The 15,389-nt window shown below is 71.5% G+C and carries 16 protein-coding genes; 15 read left to right on the top strand and 1 reads right to left on the bottom strand.

The genetic code is table 11. The features are described 5' to 3' along the window. From ND748_RS12170 to ND748_RS12100, 15 genes are all read left to right on the top strand, one after another. The coding region (locus ND748_RS12170) for an AAA family ATPase (protein WP_251745886.1) at positions 1–1,057 on the top strand (1,057 nt) is incomplete at its 5' end. A 70-nt stretch (positions 1,058–1,127) separates the two neighbouring features. Next, a complete protein-coding gene (ftsY, locus tag ND748_RS12165; RefSeq protein ID WP_251745885.1) occupies positions 1,128–2,399 on the top strand; it encodes a signal recognition particle-docking protein FtsY in 1,272 nt (423 codons plus the stop codon). Positions 2,400–2,955: 556 nt separating this feature from the next. Further along, entirely contained in the window at positions 2,956–4,509 is a 1,554-nt protein-coding gene (ffh, locus tag ND748_RS12160; protein ID WP_251745883.1) for a signal recognition particle protein, read from the top strand. 242 nt (positions 4,510–4,751) lie between these two features. Next, positions 4,752–5,198: a 30S ribosomal protein S16 gene (gene rpsP / locus ND748_RS12155; RefSeq protein WP_251745881.1), complete on the top strand. Its 447-nt coding sequence runs from the start codon at positions 4,752–4,754 to the stop codon at positions 5,196–5,198. Continuing rightward, on the top strand, positions 5,199–5,432 hold the full coding sequence (locus ND748_RS12150) for an RNA-binding protein (protein WP_009742328.1): 234 nt from the start codon (positions 5,199–5,201) through the stop codon (positions 5,430–5,432). 47 nt (positions 5,433–5,479) lie between these two features. Continuing rightward, complete coding sequence (gene rimM / locus ND748_RS12145) at positions 5,480–6,022, top strand: ribosome maturation factor RimM (RefSeq protein WP_251745879.1); 543 nt, start codon at positions 5,480–5,482, stop codon at positions 6,020–6,022. An 84-nt stretch (positions 6,023–6,106) separates the two neighbouring features. After that, the gene (gene trmD, locus ND748_RS12140) at positions 6,107–6,931 is read left to right on the top strand and encodes a tRNA (guanosine(37)-N1)-methyltransferase TrmD (protein ID WP_251745888.1); all 825 of its coding nucleotides are present in this window, start codon (positions 6,107–6,109) and stop codon (positions 6,929–6,931) included. Positions 6,932–7,360: 429 nt separating this feature from the next. Further along, entirely contained in the window at positions 7,361–7,717 is a 357-nt protein-coding gene (gene rplS, locus ND748_RS12135; RefSeq protein ID WP_011606861.1) for a 50S ribosomal protein L19, read from the top strand. Positions 7,718–8,222: 505 nt separating this feature from the next. Further along, positions 8,223–9,050, top strand: a complete 828-nt coding sequence (gene lepB, locus ND748_RS12130) for a signal peptidase I (protein ID WP_374215904.1) — start codon at positions 8,223–8,225, stop codon at positions 9,048–9,050. Next, positions 9,047–9,772, top strand: a complete 726-nt coding sequence (locus ND748_RS12125; RefSeq protein ID WP_251745876.1) for a ribonuclease HII — start codon at positions 9,047–9,049, stop codon at positions 9,770–9,772. The genes lepB and ND748_RS12125 overlap by 4 nt, the downstream gene beginning before the upstream one ends. Continuing rightward, positions 9,769–10,065: a DUF2469 domain-containing protein gene (locus ND748_RS12120; protein WP_009742334.1), complete on the top strand. Its 297-nt coding sequence runs from the start codon at positions 9,769–9,771 to the stop codon at positions 10,063–10,065. Before ND748_RS12125 ends, ND748_RS12120 begins: the two co-directional genes overlap by 4 nt. A gap of 295 nt (positions 10,066–10,360) precedes the next feature. Next, positions 10,361–10,717, top strand: coding sequence for a YraN family protein (locus ND748_RS12115; protein ID WP_251745874.1), 357 nt, complete (start codon positions 10,361–10,363; stop codon positions 10,715–10,717). Next, positions 10,717–12,255 carry a YifB family Mg chelatase-like AAA ATPase gene (locus ND748_RS12110; RefSeq protein ID WP_251745872.1) on the top strand — a complete coding sequence of 513 codons (1,539 nt, stop codon included), beginning with the start codon at positions 10,717–10,719 and terminating at the stop codon, positions 12,253–12,255. The genes ND748_RS12115 and ND748_RS12110 overlap by 1 nt, the downstream gene beginning before the upstream one ends. Continuing rightward, entirely contained in the window at positions 12,243–13,571 is a 1,329-nt protein-coding gene (gene dprA, locus ND748_RS12105) for a DNA-processing protein DprA (RefSeq protein WP_251745871.1), read from the top strand. The genes ND748_RS12110 and dprA overlap by 13 nt, the downstream gene beginning before the upstream one ends. Positions 13,572–13,809: 238 nt before the next feature. After that, entirely contained in the window at positions 13,810–14,868 is a 1,059-nt protein-coding gene (locus ND748_RS12100; protein ID WP_251745869.1) for a tyrosine recombinase XerC, read from the top strand. Between the two features lie 21 nt (positions 14,869–14,889). Here ND748_RS12100 and ND748_RS12095 read toward each other — a convergent pair. Then, positions 14,890–15,389, bottom strand: a 500-nt coding sequence (locus tag ND748_RS12095; RefSeq protein ID WP_251745867.1) for a murein hydrolase activator EnvC, incomplete at its 5' end; no start/stop codon positions are given.

Genomic DNA, 15,389 nt, shown 5'->3' with positions numbered 1-15,389 from the left:
GGCCGCCGCCGCCCACCGGCGGGAGGTGCGCGAGCGGCAGGCCGCGATCGCGGCGGCACTCGGGGACGCCACCCAGGTGACCCTGGATCGGCTGGACCGTTCGTTGGCTCGGGCTGCGGCCGAGCGCGAGCAGGCCGAAGCCCAGCGCCGTGCGACCGAGACCGACCTGGCCGCCGTGCGTGAGCAGGCGCGGGCCCTCGCGGCCGAAGTCGCCGCGCTGCGGGACGCGGCGCACCGCGACGAGCTGGCCCGCGCAGAGAAGCGCCTGCGGGCGGAGACGCTCGAGACCAAGGCGATGGAGGAGTTCGGGATCGCGGCCGAGGATCTCGTGGTCGAGTTCGGGCCACAGTTGCCGGTGCCGCCCGACGATCCGGACGGTTCGCCGACGCCGTTCGACCGGGCCGAGCAGACCGCGCGGGCCGCCACCGCGGAGAAGCAGCTGGCCCGCCTCGGCCGGATCAACCCGCTCGCCCTGGAGGAGTTCGCTGCCCTGCAGGAGCGGGCGGCGTTCCTGGCGGCGCAGCTCGACGACATCAAGAGCACCCGACGGGATCTGCTGCTCGTGGTCGAGGAGGTCGACGTCCGGGTTCGCGAGGTGTTCGCCGCGGCCTTCGCCGACACCGCCCGGGAGTTCGAGGTGGTCTTCGCCACCCTCTTCCCCGGTGGGGAGGGCCGGCTGGTGCTCACCGACCCCGACGACATGCTGACCACCGGGATCGAGGTCGAGGCCCGCCCGCCGGGCAAGAAGGTCAAGCGGCTGTCACTGCTGTCCGGCGGCGAGCGATCGCTGACCGCGCTCGCGCTTCTGCTGGCGATCTTCCGGGCCCGGCCGTCACCGTTCTACGTCCTCGACGAGGTCGAGGCGGCACTGGACGATCGCAATCTCGGCCGATTGCTGGACGCCATCGAGGGACTGCGGCAGAAGTCCCAACTGATCATCATTACCCACCAGAAGCGGACTATGGAGATCGCTGACGCCCTGTACGGCGTGGCGATGCGTGGTGACGGAGTTACGACCGTGATCAGTCAGCGGCTGCGGGAACGCGCGGCTGTCTGACCCGGCCCGGGTGGGTGTCCAGGGTGGGTGAGCGCCCTGGGCCGCCCCGGCCATCTGTCAGGATCGGGGTGTGGAGCTCCTCATCCTGATCGTCGTCATCGCCGTCGTCGCACTGGCCACCGTGGGACTCGTGGTGGGCAGCGCCGTGCGGCGGCGTCCCCGCCGAGCCGTCGGAAGGGGTGGCCGGCCCGACACCGACCTGCCTCCCGGCGTCGGCGACGACGCCGAGGTGCCTCGTGATTCGGCGACCCGGACGATCGATGACGTCGGCCTGCCCGTCGTGCCCGGGACCGAGCCGCCTCGAGCGGACGCGACCGACCTGCCGATGACCGGGGACGCCGCGACTTCGGGCCCGGCGGACACGAACCTCGCGCCCTCGGTTCCGCCGCGGCAGCGGCCCCCGGCGGAGACGCCGGCCCCGGCGGCCGGCCGGTTGGTGCGCCTGCGCCTGCGGCTGTCCCGCTCGCAGAACGCACTCGGCCGTGGCCTGCTCTCCCTGCTGTCGGGCGACAACCTCGACGAGGAGACGTGGGAGGACGTGGAGGCGACCCTGCTCGTCGCCGACGTCGGTGTGGCGGCCACCAGTGAGCTGGTCGCGGCGCTGCGTGAACGTACCAAGGTGCTCGGCGCAAGTACCCCGGTCCAGGCGCGGGCGATGCTGCGCGACGAGCTGCTTGCCCAGGTCGGCACGGCGACCGATCGTTCGCTGCGGACGTCGGTGCCGGATCGTCCGGCCGTCGTCCTCGTCGTCGGGGTCAACGGCACCGGCAAGACCACGACCTGCGGCAAGGTCGCGCGACTGCTGGTGGCCGAGGGCCGGACAGTGGTGCTCGGTGCGGCCGACACCTTCCGGGCGGCGGCCGCGGATCAGCTGCAGACGTGGGGCGAGCGCGTCGGTGCCGTGACCGTTCGCGGGGCCGAGGGCGGTGATCCGGCCTCGGTCGCCTTCGACGCGGTGAAGCAGGGCATCGATTCGGCCGCCGACACCGTGCTGATCGACACCGCCGGCCGCCTGCACACGAAGACTGGCCTGATGGACGAGCTGACGAAGATCAAACGGGTGATCGGCAAGCATGGTCCCGTCGACGAGGTCCTGCTGGTGCTGGACGCCACCACCGGGCAGAACGCGCTGGTCCAGGCGCGGGTGTTCACCGAGGCGGTGGAGTTGTCCGGCGTCGTGCTGACGAAGCTCGACGGCACGGCGAAGGGCGGGATCGTCATCGCTGTGCAGCGCGAGCTCGGCGTGCCGGTCAAGCTGATCGGCCTGGGCGAGGGGCCGGACGACCTTGCTCCCTTCGAGCCCGAGGCCTTCGTCGACGCCCTACTTGGCGAGCCGGTCTGACGAACCGAGCGTCCATCGGACCGTGGTGCAGAAGACCACGGCGTGTCACGCGTCAAGGTCTTCCCGTCGATTCAAATGTGATCTAGGCTTCATCGCTGAGTGGAGCCGGGAGGCTCCACGGCAAGCCGCGACCATCGTCCTCGGCGCGTTTCCGGCTGGGGGGTGAGCGTCCGGCGAGGCGTCCCGCCGTCCTCAGCGCAGAGGGCGGATCCGGCCGGTGCGAGACCAGGTCGGCGTCCGTGCGGGTATGCCTCGCCGGGCCGCACACGGGCGCGGGGAGGCCGGCAGCGCCGGGGGTTGCGCTGGCGTGCCTGGCCGGCCAAACCAGACCCGCGTAGGGCGAGTGGCCGGCCACCGCCGGATGATCGGGCGTCGGGGTGATCGGACGCCGGGTGATCGGGCGCCGCGGAGATGTCTGGGCGCGGATGTTGGGGCGCGGGACGTTGGGATGCCGGATGTTGGGATGCGGGGTGTTCGGCCGCGGGGTGTGTTGTCCTCGTCGTCGGGTGCGTACGCTGGTGACTGCGGTCCGCCTGCGATCTCGGAGTGTGTGCGCGTGTTCGACACCCTTTCCAGCCGCCTCGACAAGGTCTTCACGTCGCTGCGTGGTCGGGGGCGCCTGACCGACGCGGACATCGACGCCACGGCACGGGAGATCCGGGTGGCGTTGTTGGAGGCGGACGTCGCGCTTCCCGTGGTCCGCAGTTTCGTCTCGGCAGTCAAGACGCGGGCGCGGGGGGCCGAGGTCGGTGCCTCGCTGAATCCGGCCCAGCAGGTCATCAAGATCGTCAACGAGGAGCTCGTCGCCATCCTCGGCGGCGGCACGACGACTCTTCGGTTCGCCAAGACGCCGCCCACCGTCATCCTCCTTGCTGGCTTGCAGGGCACGGGCAAGACCACCCTCGCGGGCAAGCTGGGGCGGTGGCTGAAGGCGCAGGGGCACACCCCGCTGCTGGTCGCGGCCGACTTGCAGCGCCCCAATGCGGTCAACCAGCTCCAGGTGGTTGGGACGCGCGCCGGCGTCGAGGTCTTCGCCCCCGAACCCGGCAACGGGGTCGGGGACCCGGTCCGGGTGGCTCGCGATGCCCTCGCTCACGCCCGCCGCCAGGTCTTCGACGTCGTCGTCGTCGACACGGCCGGCCGGCTCGGTGTCGACGAGGAGTTGATGCGTCAGGCCGCGGATATCCGTGACGCCGTCTCGCCGGACGAAATCCTCTTCGTCCTCGACGCCATGATCGGTCAGGATGCCGTCGCCACGGCCAACGCCTTTGCCGACGGCGTCGGGTTCAGCGGCGTCGTCCTGACCAAGCTCGACGGTGACGCCCGGGGCGGCGCGGCGCTGTCGGTCGCCCAGGTGACCGGGCGTCCGATCATGTTTGCCTCCACCGGCGAGGGTCTCGACGACTTCGACGTCTTCCATCCGGAGCGGATGGCGTCACGGATCCTCGGGATGGGTGACGTCCTCACCCTGATCGAGCAGGCCGAGAAGGCGTTCGAGGCCGAGCAGGCCGAGGCGATGGCCGCGAAGATGGCGGCCTCGGAGTTCACGCTCGAGGATTTCCTCGACCAGATGCTCACGGTTCGCAAGATGGGTCCGATCGGCAACCTGCTCGGCATGCTGCCCGGCATGGGGCAGATGAAGGAGCAGCTCGCCCAGGTCGATGACCGCGACGTCGACCGGGTGGTCGCCATCATCCGGTCGATGACGCCGGGGGAGCGGCACGACCCCAAGATCCTTCAGGCCTCTCGCAAGGCGCGCGTGGCCCGCGGGTCCGGCGTCACCGTCACCGAGGTCAACCAGCTGCTCGACCGTTTCGCCGAGGCCCGCAAGGTGATGCGGCAGATGGCGGGGGGGATGGGGCTGCCCGGCGGGATGGCCCGGGCGAAGGCCGCCTCCGCGCGGAAGGCCGCCAAGAAGGGGAAGGGCGCGAACCGCAAGGGAAACCCGGCGGCGCGGGCGGCGCAGGCCAAGGCCCAGCAGTCCGCGGCGCAGGACCGTCTCGGCAAGGGGCCCGGCTTCCCGGACGGCATGCCGGATCTCGCGGCACTCATGCGTCAGCAGGAGGGCCTCGGCGGAATGCCGCCCGCAGGTCCGCGCGGCGGTCGCTGACAGTCGTGGTCCCGCCCGGTGAGTCCGCGGTCTCCCGGGTGCGCGGCTGACGGCTGCGGTCTGGCAGACTGTAAGCTCTAGTGCAGGCCCTGCCTGCCAGCGTCGGTGTGGCTGCCCTCCGATCTCGTCCTGTACGAGAGTGATTCGAGTGGTTGTTCCGGCGCTGGTGCTTTCCCACCGTCGGTCCTCCCGCATCTGTGGGGTCCGGCGGTCACCGACACGTCTGGAGCCGTTCGACCACCGTGGCAACCAAGATTAAATTGCAGCGTCTCGGCAAGATGCGCGAGCCGCATTACCGCATCGTCGTGGCCGACGCCCGCACCAAGCGGGACGGCCGGGTCATCGAGGCCATCGGGCAGTACCACCCGAAGTCCGACCCGAGCATCATCAAGGTCGACGCCGAGCGGGTGGAGCACTGGCTGACGGTTGGGGCTCAGCCCACCGAGCCGGTCCTCGCGATCCTCAAGGTGACTGGTGACTGGCAGAAGTTCAAGAACCTGCCAGCCCCGCCGCCCATGAGGGTCGCCGAGCCGAAGCCCGACAAGCGGGAGATCTTCCAGGCGGCGGCCCGGGCCGCCGCCGGTGCCGAGGATCGACCGGCGACCACTCCGAAGAAGGCCAAGAAGGCCGCGTCGGCGGACGGCGCGGATGCGCCGGCCGCGGATGCGCCGGCCGCCGCGGGGCAGTAGGTGCTGGAAGCGGCCCTCGAGCATCTCGTGCGGGGCATCGTCGATCATCCGGACGATGTCCGCGTGGATCTCAACAATGGCCGACGCGGCCGAACCCTGGAAGTACGGGTGCATCCCGACGACCTCGGAAAGGTCATCGGTCGGCGGGGCCGCACAGCCCGTGCTCTGCGCACGGTCATGGGTGGTGTGGGCGGCCGTGGTCTGCGGATTGATGTCGTCGATGTGGACCGCTGACACTCGTGGCCCTGGCGATGCCACCGGTCCACCCGGTGCCCACCTCCGTGACTGAGCCGATTGTTGTCGGCAGGATCGGCCGACCGCACGGTGTTCGAGGCGATGTCACGATCGAGGTGCGGACGGACGTGCCCCAGCGCCGGTTTGCGCTGGGTGCGGTGCTCGGGCGTGAGGGCGGCGGTGCCCCCCTCACGGTCGCCACGGCCCACTGGCATTCGGGCCGTCTGCTGCTCCGCTTCGAGGGGGTAGAGGATCGTGGCGCCGCCGAGGCGCTGCGTGACGTTCTGCTGACCATCGACCCCGCCGAGGCCGGACCACCGGTGGACGACGACGAGGACACCGAGGGCGAAGCCGGCGACACGTGGTGGGATCGTGACCTCGTCGGCCTGGAAGCGGTCACGACGGCCGGTGTCACACTGGGGCGCGTGACGGACGTCATCCATGCACCGGCGGGCGACCTGCTCGCCGTCGGGCGTCCGGGCGGGGGCGAGCATCTCGTCCCGTTCGTGCGGGAGATCGTTCCGACCGTGGATCCGGCTGCGGGCCGGATCGTCGTCGATCCACCCCCCGGTCTGCTTGATCTCGACTGATTCCGTTCCGGCCCGGTCGGTGATGATCCGCCATTGCGGCCGACCCCCGGTTCGGGGTCGGCCCCGATGCTCCGGGAGCTGCCGATGCGCGCCGACGTCGTGACCATCTTTCCCACCTACCTGGAACCGTTGCGCCTGTCGCTGGTAGGGCGGGCCCAGGAGCGTGGGACGCTCGACGTCCGCACGCACGATCTGCGGGCGTGGACCAGCGACGTGCACAGGACGGTCGACGACGCCCCCTATGGCGGTGGTCCTGGAATGGTGATGCGCCCCGAGCCGTGGGACGCGGCCCTCTCGGAGATCGCGGAGTCGGACCCGACGCGCCGCCCCCGGGTCGTGGTGCCGACGCCGGCGGGCCGGCCGTTCTCGCAGCGTCACGCGGAGGAGCTCGCACGGGAGCCGTGGCTGGTGTTCTGCTGCGGTCGTTACGAGGGCATCGACTCCAGGGTGATCGATACCTGGGCGGACGATGAGATCTCGATCGGTGACTACGTGCTGGCCGGTGGCGAGGTCGCCACGTTGGTCATCCTCGAGGCGGTCGCCCGTCTCCTGCCGGGGGTGCTCGGCAACAGCGCGTCGGCGGCCGACGATTCGTTTTCCGATGGTCTGCTCGAGGCGCCGGTGTACACCCGCCCGCAGGTCTGGCGCGGTGCCGAGGTACCGGCGGTCCTGCGATCCGGGGATCACGCGGCCGTGGCCCGGTGGCGGCGGGCGCAGGCGCTTCGCCGCACCCTGGCGCGCAGGCCGGATCTGGTGGAACACGCCGAGTTGTCCGACGCGGACCGTGCCGTCCTCGAGGCCGTGGCGGCCGAGGTACAGCAGCACGCCGCGACCGCATCCGGGGCGGCCCTGGCGGCCGACTCCGCAGCCGGGCGCGGTTCGGCCAGGGATTCGCCGGACCGGCTATGATCTTGTGGGCCGGTGGGGCGGGTGGTCACCTGGAGACCGGGTCTGGTGCCGGCCGCCACGCCCTGGCGGTCATCGCGGCTCCGCGGTCGGGCCGGTGTCATCCGCCCCGCCGGGCGTGTGGCTGTCCGCCGGGCGTGTGCTGCCTGCCTAGCGTGTGGCCTGCTGTGGCGTGCGGCTGTCTGACGGGGCGTGTGGCGGCCCTGGGGTGCACGGCCGGAGTCGCCCACGCGTGTGGCACAGTACAATGCAGTGTCCGCCGGTTCGTGACCGGCTCGGGTGGCCTCAGGTCGAATGATCCCTGCGGGACGTCTCCGCGGTGGAGCCTGTCGATGCACGGGTCCGGGTCGGGCTCGGCCATGGGTTGTTTCGCCACGGTCTGAGCCGAGGGCGCGGATGACCCACTCTCAACCTCTTCAGGAAGCGACTGCCATGCACACCCTGGACAGCCTCGACGCCGAGTCGCTGAGGACCGACGTGCCCGAGTTCTGGCCGGGCGACACCCTCAAGGTCCACGTGCGGGTCGTCGAAGGAAACCGTCAGCGCATCCAGGTTTTCCAGGGTGCCGTCATCCGTCGGCAGGGTGGCGGAGTGCGGGAGACCTTCACCGTCCGGAAGGTGAGCTTCGGCGTCGGCGTCGAGCGCACCTTCCCGCTGCACAGCCCGATCGTTTCCAAGATCGAGATCGTGACCCGCGGTGACGTTCGTCGGGCGAAGCTGTACTACCTGCGGCAGCTCCGCGGCAAGGCCGCGAAGATCAAGGAGAAGCGGGACCCGATCTCGCGCTGACGTCCTCGTCGCCCGGTGCCCCGCCCTGGCCGATTGTCGGCGACTTGCCGGTACTCCGTGCGCGTGTTGACCCCGTTCTTGGACGAAGATGGGCGGCACGGTCCGCAACGACGTCGCATGCGGCGGCTGGTGGCACGTCGACCGGTCCGATGAGGTCAGACGGTCGATCCAGCGAGGTGGCGGAGTGAACGCATCCAGTCCGGGTGGGCATCGTCCGCCGTCGGGAGACGCAGGCGGCAACCGGCCTGTCGGTGATCCACGATGGGTCGGCCCCACATCCGAGGGGCCGCCGGGGGTTGCCCCGCCGCGGAGTGATTCCGCCGAGGATCGGTCCGACTGGGCCGCTGACTCCGCGGAGGCCCGCGGCGACGTCGGCGGCTCGGCCGCACTCGACGACACGGGCGGGGCGCCGGCGGCGGGACCGGACGAACAGGGCAGTGGTCGCCGAGTCGGTCGGCCCGGATCGGGAGTCCGAGGCCGGGGCTCGTTCCTACGCGAGCTGCCCGTGCTTGTTCTGGTCGCCTTTCTGCTGGCGCTGCTCATCAAGGCGCTGCTGGTCCAGGCTTTCTGGATCCCGTCGGAGTCGATGGAACGCACCCTGCTGGTCGACGACCGCGTGCTGGTCAACAAGGTCGTCTACCATTTTCGGGACGTGCACCGGGGCGAGATCGTCGTGTTCAACGGCAAGGGGACGGGTTTCGACCATCAGGAGTCGATCGTTCCCAAGCCCACCAATGTCGTCAGCAAGTTCGTCCGTGGTGCGCAGAACCTACTCGGCCTCGGGGCCCCGAGTGAAACCGACTTCATCAAGCGGGTCATCGGGGTCGGCGGCGACACGGTCGCGTGTTGCGACGCGGAGGGCAGAGTGACGGTCAACGGCCATCCGCTGGACGAACCGTACGTATATCAGAACGACTACCAGCGTTTCGGCCCGTTGAAGGTGCCCGCGGGCTACCTGTGGGTGATGGGCGATCACCGGGGAGCGTCTTCCGATGCCCGGCAGAACGGACCGATCCCGAAGGACAAGGTGGTGGGGCGTGCCTTCGTCCGGGTCTGGCCGCTGAGTCGGCTCGGTTTCCTGGGCGTGCCGGACACCTTCAGCGGGATACCCGCCGCGTCGGTTGCTCCTCGCGCGCCGTCGACGCCGACCAGGCCTGCGGCGTCGGCCACCTTCGGCGCGGGGCCGGCCGAGTCCGGTTCGGGCCTGCCGGCGACGGATGACACATCCCTGGTGGCGATCGTCGCGCTGGCGCCGCCGGCCTGGCAGGCGCGGCGCCGTCGGCCGTCCGCCGTCGCGGGAAGTTCGGTCCCGCCACGGCGCGGATCTCCATGAGGCCGCGCGGGGTCGTGATCCGGCGCGACGCCGGTCTGTTCGGTTACGAGCGGGCACTGATGCGTCGTGGGCTGGGCCCGGTCGCCGGAGTTGACGAGGCGGGTCGTGGCGCCTGCGCCGGTCCGCTGGTCGTGGCCGCGGTGGTGCTGGGCCCTGCTGGAAGGCGCCTGCTGTCGCCCCGGCTGGCGGACTCGAAGCTGCTGACCGAGCAGGTCCGAGAGAGCCTGTTCGACGAGATCCTGCGATCAGCCGCGGACTGGTCCACGGTGGTGATCCCCGCGGCGGAGATCGACCGGACCGGAGTACACGTGGCCAACATTGCCGGCATGCGACGTGCCGTCGCGCGGCTCGGGCGTCAGCCGGGCTACGTGCTCACGGACGGGTTCGCCGTCGCCGGCTTCGGTACGGAATCGTTGGCGGTCGTGAAGGGGGATCAGGTTGCCGCGTGCATCGCGGCGGCCTCGATCGTGGCGAAGGTGACGAGGGACCGGATCATGCGTGCGTTGCACACGCGCTATGCCGAGTACGATTTCGCGCAGCACAAGGGATACGTCACCGCGGCCCACGCGGCGGCGCTGGCGCGGTACGGACCGTGTGACGAACACCGGAAGTCGTACGTCAACGTGGCTGCGCACGCGGTGCCGACGAGGGAAGCCCGATCATTGCGGCTGGAGGACAGAGTGCTTGCGACCAGCCTGCACGGCGTCACGGAGACCGCATGAGCGCGGAAGATCTCGAGAAGTACGAGACCGAGATGGAGCTCCAGCTCTACCGCGAGTACCGCGATGTGGTGGGGCTGTTCTCGTACGTTATCGAGACCGAACGTCGGTTCTACCTCGCCAACGAATATCAGATCGAGGTCAGGAACAGCACGGACGGTGAGGTCTTCTTCGAGTTGACCTTGCGGGATGCCTGGGTGTGGGACATGTTCCGGCCGGCGCGTTTCGTGAAAAATGTCCGAGTCGTGACCTTCAAGGACATCAATGTGGAGGAGCTGACCAAGGCCGAGCTCTGACGCTCCGCTCCTGGTCACGGGCCCTCTCCGGCGTTGCCAGCCGGCCCCGCCTCGGCCCCGCCTCCCCTTGGTGATCGCGGAAGTGGCGCTTCTGTCGGGGCGCCTCATTCGCCGGTTGCCCAATTCCGCTTGGGCCCGCTCGCTCTCACGCGACCGGATCCCCCTGCCTGCGGTCCGCCTGTGGATAAAGTCCGTCATCCACATGTTGATCAAGCCCTCTGGTTGTTTCCGCCCGCAGCGCCGACGCTGAAACAGGCCGGCGGGCGCACGTCCCCCGGCGGACGGGAGCGTTGCGATGCGCGCGAAGGACGCACTAGGTCGGTTCGGCGAGGAGGTCGCGTCCCGGCATCTGGCGGCGGGGGGCGCGGCGATCCTCGACCGCAACTGGCGCTGCCGAGAGGGCGAGCTCGATCTCGTGCTCCGGGACGGGGCGGATCTGGTGTTCTGCGAGGTCAAGACCCGATCCGGAGCGCGCTATGGGTCCGCCGCGGAAGCGGTGGTCGGTCGGAAGGCGGCCCGGATCCGCCGGTTGGCCGCCCGCTGGCTCGCGGAGCACCCACACGCACCCACCCCCGTGCGTTTCGACGTGGTGCTGGTGTCGCGTCCGCCGGTCGGCCCGGTCAGCGTCGAGCATCTTCGGGGTGCGTTCTGATGGCGCTCGCCCGAGCCCGGGCGGTGGCGGTCCTCGGGGTCGAGGGACATCTGGTCGAGGTCGAGGCGGACCTCGCCGACGGCCTGCCTCGTCTGACGCTCATCGGTCTGCCCGACGCTGCCCTGCACGAGTCGCGCGACCGGATCCGCGCCGCGGTGGTCAACTCCGGCCAGCAGTGGCCGGCCCGTCGGATCACCCTTGGCCTGTTTCCCGCCACCTTGCCGAAGGCGGGCAGTGCCTTCGATCTGGCGATGGCGGTTGCCGTGCTCGGCGCTGCCGCGGTGGTTCCCCCCGAATCCCTGCTGCACCGCGTGTTCATCGGCGAGCTGGCTCTGGACGGTCGTGTGCGTGCCGTGAGAGGGGTGTTGCCGGCAGTACTCAAAGCGGCCGCCGCGGGCGTCGAGCGCGTGGTGGTCCCGGCAGCCAACGCGGCCGAGGCGGCGCTGGTGCCCGGCGCCCGAGTCGAACCGGCCACCGATCTGGCCGGTGTGCTGGCAGTCCTGCGCGGGGACGCCGCCGCGCCAGAGGTGACGGCGCTGCCGCCCGCTGCACCCGTCCCGGCTGAGGACTCGGGCCTGGACCTGGCGGACGTGGCGGGCCAGAGCCGGGGTCGGCTCGCCGTCGAGGTCGCCGCGGCGGGTGGGCACCATCTGTTCATGCAGGGGCCGCCCGGCAGCGGGAAGACGATGCTGGCCGACCGGCTACCCGGCCTCCTGCCCATGCTCGACATCGACGCCTCCCTGGAGGTGACCGCAGTCCACTCGGTGGCCGGCCTGCTACCGCCGAGTGCTCCCCTCATCACCCGCCCGCCCTACCGCAGCCCGCACCACAGCGCGACGCCTGCGGCATTGGTCGGGTCCGGCTCGGCGGTCATCCGCCCGGGGTTGGCCAGCCAGGCCCATCGCGGGATTCTTTTCCTGGACGAGGCCCCCGAGTTCAATCGGCAGAGTCTCGACGCCCTGCGCCAGCCGCTGGAGAGCGGCACGATCGAGGTGGCCAGAGCCCGGGCGACGGCCCGGTTTCCGGCGCGGTTCCAGCTGATCCTCGCCGCCAACCCGTGCCCCTGCGCGAGGGCCCGTGGGCCGCGGGCGACCGGCTGTGAGTGTCCGAGCCTGGTGCGTCGGCGCTACCTCGCCCGCCTCTCCGGCCCGCTGCTGGACCGGATCGACATCCAGGTGGCCCTGAGCGCCCCCAGCCGAGCCGAGCTCAGGGCAGACCTGGGTCGCTCGGCCGCCTCGACGCAGGTTGCCGCCCGGGTGGCAGGAGCCAGGGAGCTTGCCAGCGGCCGACTGGCGGGCACCCCGTGGCGGGTCAACGCGGAGGTGCCCGGTCCGGCGCTGCGCAGACTCTGGCCGCTGCCCACGAAGGTCACCGCGGTGGCCGAGCGGGCCTTTGACGCGGGCCTGCTCACCGCCCGTGGTCTTGACCGTGTCCACCGCCTGGCCTGGACCTTCGCCGACCTCGCCGGGCGGCCATCGCCCGGCCCCGAACAGTTCGGCGCCGCGCTGGACCTGAGGCTGCCCGGATGGGTGGCATGACCGCGCCGGTCACCCCTTCTGGGCAGCCCGAGCCCGGGACCGACCTGCCCGGACCGGGGGTGGCCCCCCTTCGGTCGGCGGTGAGCGGGGCCGGCCTCGGAGTTCCGTCGCCCGAGCAGGGCGGCGGGGAGCCGACCGAAGGCGTCATCCCGATGACGGCGGTGCCCGGCGGCGAGGTGGAGACGGACCCGGAGCGGCTCGCCCGGGTCGCACTGACCCGGGTGTTCGGACCCGAGCATCAGCGGGTGGCCGTCGAGGTGGGGCGGCACGGGGCTGCCCGGGTGTGGGCCGAGGTGCGGTCGGCGCATCCCGGGGTGGATCCCCAGCGTGACCTGGAGGCCGCGTCGCGGGTCGGTGCCCGGCTGGTGTGCCCGCAGGATGCCGAATGGCCGATCGAGCTCGACGCGCTGGATCGCCTGCGCGACGAGGGCGACGGCTCCGCGATCGGGGCACCCCTGTGCCTGTGGGTGCGCGGGCCCGGTGACCTGCGAGAACTTGCGTCACGGGCGGTCGCCCTGGTGGGTTGCCGGGCCGCGACGAGCTATGGTCTGCATCTTGCCGGCGAGATCGCTTTCGCGATGGCGGAGCAGGGCTGGGCAGTCGTGTCGGGGGCGGCGTTCGGGATCGACGCGGCGGCGCACCGCGGCGCGCTGGCAGCGGCCGGACCGACCGTCGCCGTCCTCGCCGGCGGCGTCGACGTACCGTATCCGGCTGCCCATGTGGAGCTGCTGGCCGAGATCGCTCGCACGGGTGCCGTCGTCAGCGAGGTCTCGCCCGGTACCCCGCCCTTCCGCCGGCGCTTCCTGACCCGGAATCGAGTGATCGCCGCGTTGTGCCGGGGGACCGTGCTGGTTGAGGCGGGCCCTCGCAGCGGCGCGCTCAACACCGTCGCCCACGCCCGTCGCCTCGGCCGCCAGGTGATGGTCGTACCCGGGCCCGTCACCAGCGCGATGAGCGTCGGGTGCCACCGGTTGCTTCGCGACTTCCGGGAGCAGACCGTGCTGGTCACCGGGGCGGAGGACATCAGCGAGGAGATCGCGGCCGTGGGCCGGTTCGCAGCGCGCCCACCGAAGGCCGCCGGGCCCCGCGACGGACTGTCCGCGATGGTGCGTGATCTGCTCGATGCCATGCCTTCCCGCGCGGCGATCGGCGTGTCGGTGTTGTCTCAGCGGACCGGGCTGCGTCCGGAAGAGGTGTTGGCCATGCTGGGGCCGCTGACCGTGGAGGGGCTGATCGAGAGCGTCCCCAACGGTTACCGGCTGACCCCGCTCGGCCGGGCGCCGTCCAACGCGGGGTCCCGGTCCCGCCGAAGCTGACCAGAGGCCCCGTCCGGACGCGGTCCGATCCGGACGGGGTCGCCTTCGGGAGCGCCCGAGTAGCCGATGCGGTCGAGCCCGCAGCGTCGGAGCCCGCAAGCCGAGCCAATCCGTTGCCCTGACCGCGACGCCACGCAGCACGACGGTCCGCCGTCGACGCGCTCTTGACGCGGTGACCGCATCCGGAGACGGTCCTCGCATGGCATCGCATCGCGATCGTGGTCCTGGGCGTGGCCGGATGGATCCGGTTCCACGGGAAGCCCGGACGGCGAGCGCCGGCCCAGCCCCGGGGTCGGCAGCGGTCGAAGGTGTCGACGCGGGTTGGGCCGAGGCGATCGCCGGTTTCCGGCGCCACCTCGTCGCGGAGCTTGACCGGTCGCCGGAGACGGTTCGTGCTTACGTCGCCGATCTGGCGAGTCTGCGGGCACACGCGGAGCGAGAGGGACGTCCGGAGCTCGCCGATCTGGATCTGACGGTTCTGCGCAGTTGGTTGGCCGCCATGCGCGCGGCCGGTGCCGCGCCGGCGACCCGTGCGCGGCGTGCATCGCTTGCCCGAGTGTTCTCGGCCTTTGCAGTCCGCCGTGGATTCCTGCCGACCGACGTGGCCGCCCGACTGGTCGGCGCGCGCGCGATCCGGCAGGTGCCGCAGGTCCTGACTGCCGCCGCTGCCCGCCAGCTCCTCGATGCGGTGTCCGGGAAGGGGCAGGCGCAGGGCGACTCGGCCGCCGCACACCCACAGCACTTCACCGGTACGCGACCGAGCCGCGATGACGATCCCGCCCTGCGAAGGGCCCTCGGCCTGCGTGACGCCCTGGTGATCGAACTGCTCTACGGCAGCGGGGTGCGGGTGTCCGAGCTGTGCGGACTGGACCTCGGGGACATCGACGACGAACGGCGGCTGCTGCGGGTACACGGCAAGGGCGGCCGGGAGCGCAGCGTTCCGTTCGGCGTGCCCGCCGCCGGCGCGCTCGGGGCGTGGCGGACCTCGGGCCGTCCGCTCCTGGCCGTACCCGGAAGCGGGTCGGCTCTGATGTTGGGGCAGCTCGGGGGCCGGCTCGATCCGCGCACGGTGCGGCGGGTCCTGGCGCGTTGCGTGGAGATGGGCATCGTCCCGACGGGGCTCACGCCGCACGGACTTCGCCACTCGGCGGCGACGCACATGCTCGAGGGAGGCGCAGATCTGCGTTCTGTCCAGGAGTTTCTCGGCCACGCCAACCTGGCCACCACTCAGATCTACACGCATGTGACCCCGGAGCGACTCCGTGCAGCCTTCGATCAGGCGCACCCGCGGGCGTGACACGCCCCGGATCGCCGTCGCTCATCCGAGGCGAAGAGGCAGGAGCCGAGGCGGAACGCGCCGGAACGAACCCAAGGGGTCGAGGTACTCCTCACCGCGCAACAGGCCCCAGTGCAGGCACGTCCTCGTGGGGCACCCGGGGTGGCCGTCGGTGAGCCAGCCGAGCAGGTCGCCCGCCTGGACGACGGCACCCGCGCGGACGGCGGGCCGCAGGGGCTCGTAGGTCGTCCGGACCGCCCCATGATCGACAGTGACTACGCCCCGTCCCGCCACGGGACCCGCGAAGCTCACAGTTCCGGCGGCGGCCGCGAGCACGGGACCGGCCGGCGAACCCCGCAGATCGACGCCACGGTGGCCGGGGCCGAACGGCGTCACCGGGCGTTGGAAGGCTCGGCTGACCGCCACCGGACCCGACAGTGGCCACCGTAGCGGCGGAATGCTTCCTGCGGTCGCGGTCGCGGTCGCCGACGTGGCGGCGAGGAGGCCGGAAGCGCCGGGCGGTGGTGCGCGGCGTGGCGCCC

The organism is Frankia sp. AiPs1 (assembly GCF_023716945.1).
GTDB lineage: Bacteria > Actinomycetota > Actinomycetes > Frankiales > Frankiaceae > Frankia.
This window is presented reverse-complemented; position numbering and strand designations above follow the sequence as displayed.

Coding starts and splice junctions, on each gene's coding strand:
- trmD (WP_251745888.1), top strand. CDS start 6,107: ATGCGCGCCGACGTCGTGACCATCTTTCCCACCTACCTGGAACCGTTG.
- rplS (WP_011606861.1), top strand. CDS start 7,361: ATGCACACCCTGGACAGCCTCGACGCCGAGTCGCTGAGGACCGACGTG.
- ND748_RS12125 (WP_251745876.1), top strand. CDS start 9,047: ATGAGGCCGCGCGGGGTCGTGATCCGGCGCGACGCCGGTCTGTTCGGT.
- ND748_RS12120 (WP_009742334.1), top strand. CDS start 9,769: ATGAGCGCGGAAGATCTCGAGAAGTACGAGACCGAGATGGAGCTCCAG.
- ND748_RS12115 (WP_251745874.1), top strand. CDS start 10,361: ATGCGCGCGAAGGACGCACTAGGTCGGTTCGGCGAGGAGGTCGCGTCC.
- ND748_RS12110 (WP_251745872.1), top strand. CDS start 10,717: ATGGCGCTCGCCCGAGCCCGGGCGGTGGCGGTCCTCGGGGTCGAGGGA.
- dprA (WP_251745871.1), top strand. CDS start 12,243: ATGGGTGGCATGACCGCGCCGGTCACCCCTTCTGGGCAGCCCGAGCCC.
- ND748_RS12100 (WP_251745869.1), top strand. CDS start 13,810: ATGGATCCGGTTCCACGGGAAGCCCGGACGGCGAGCGCCGGCCCAGCC.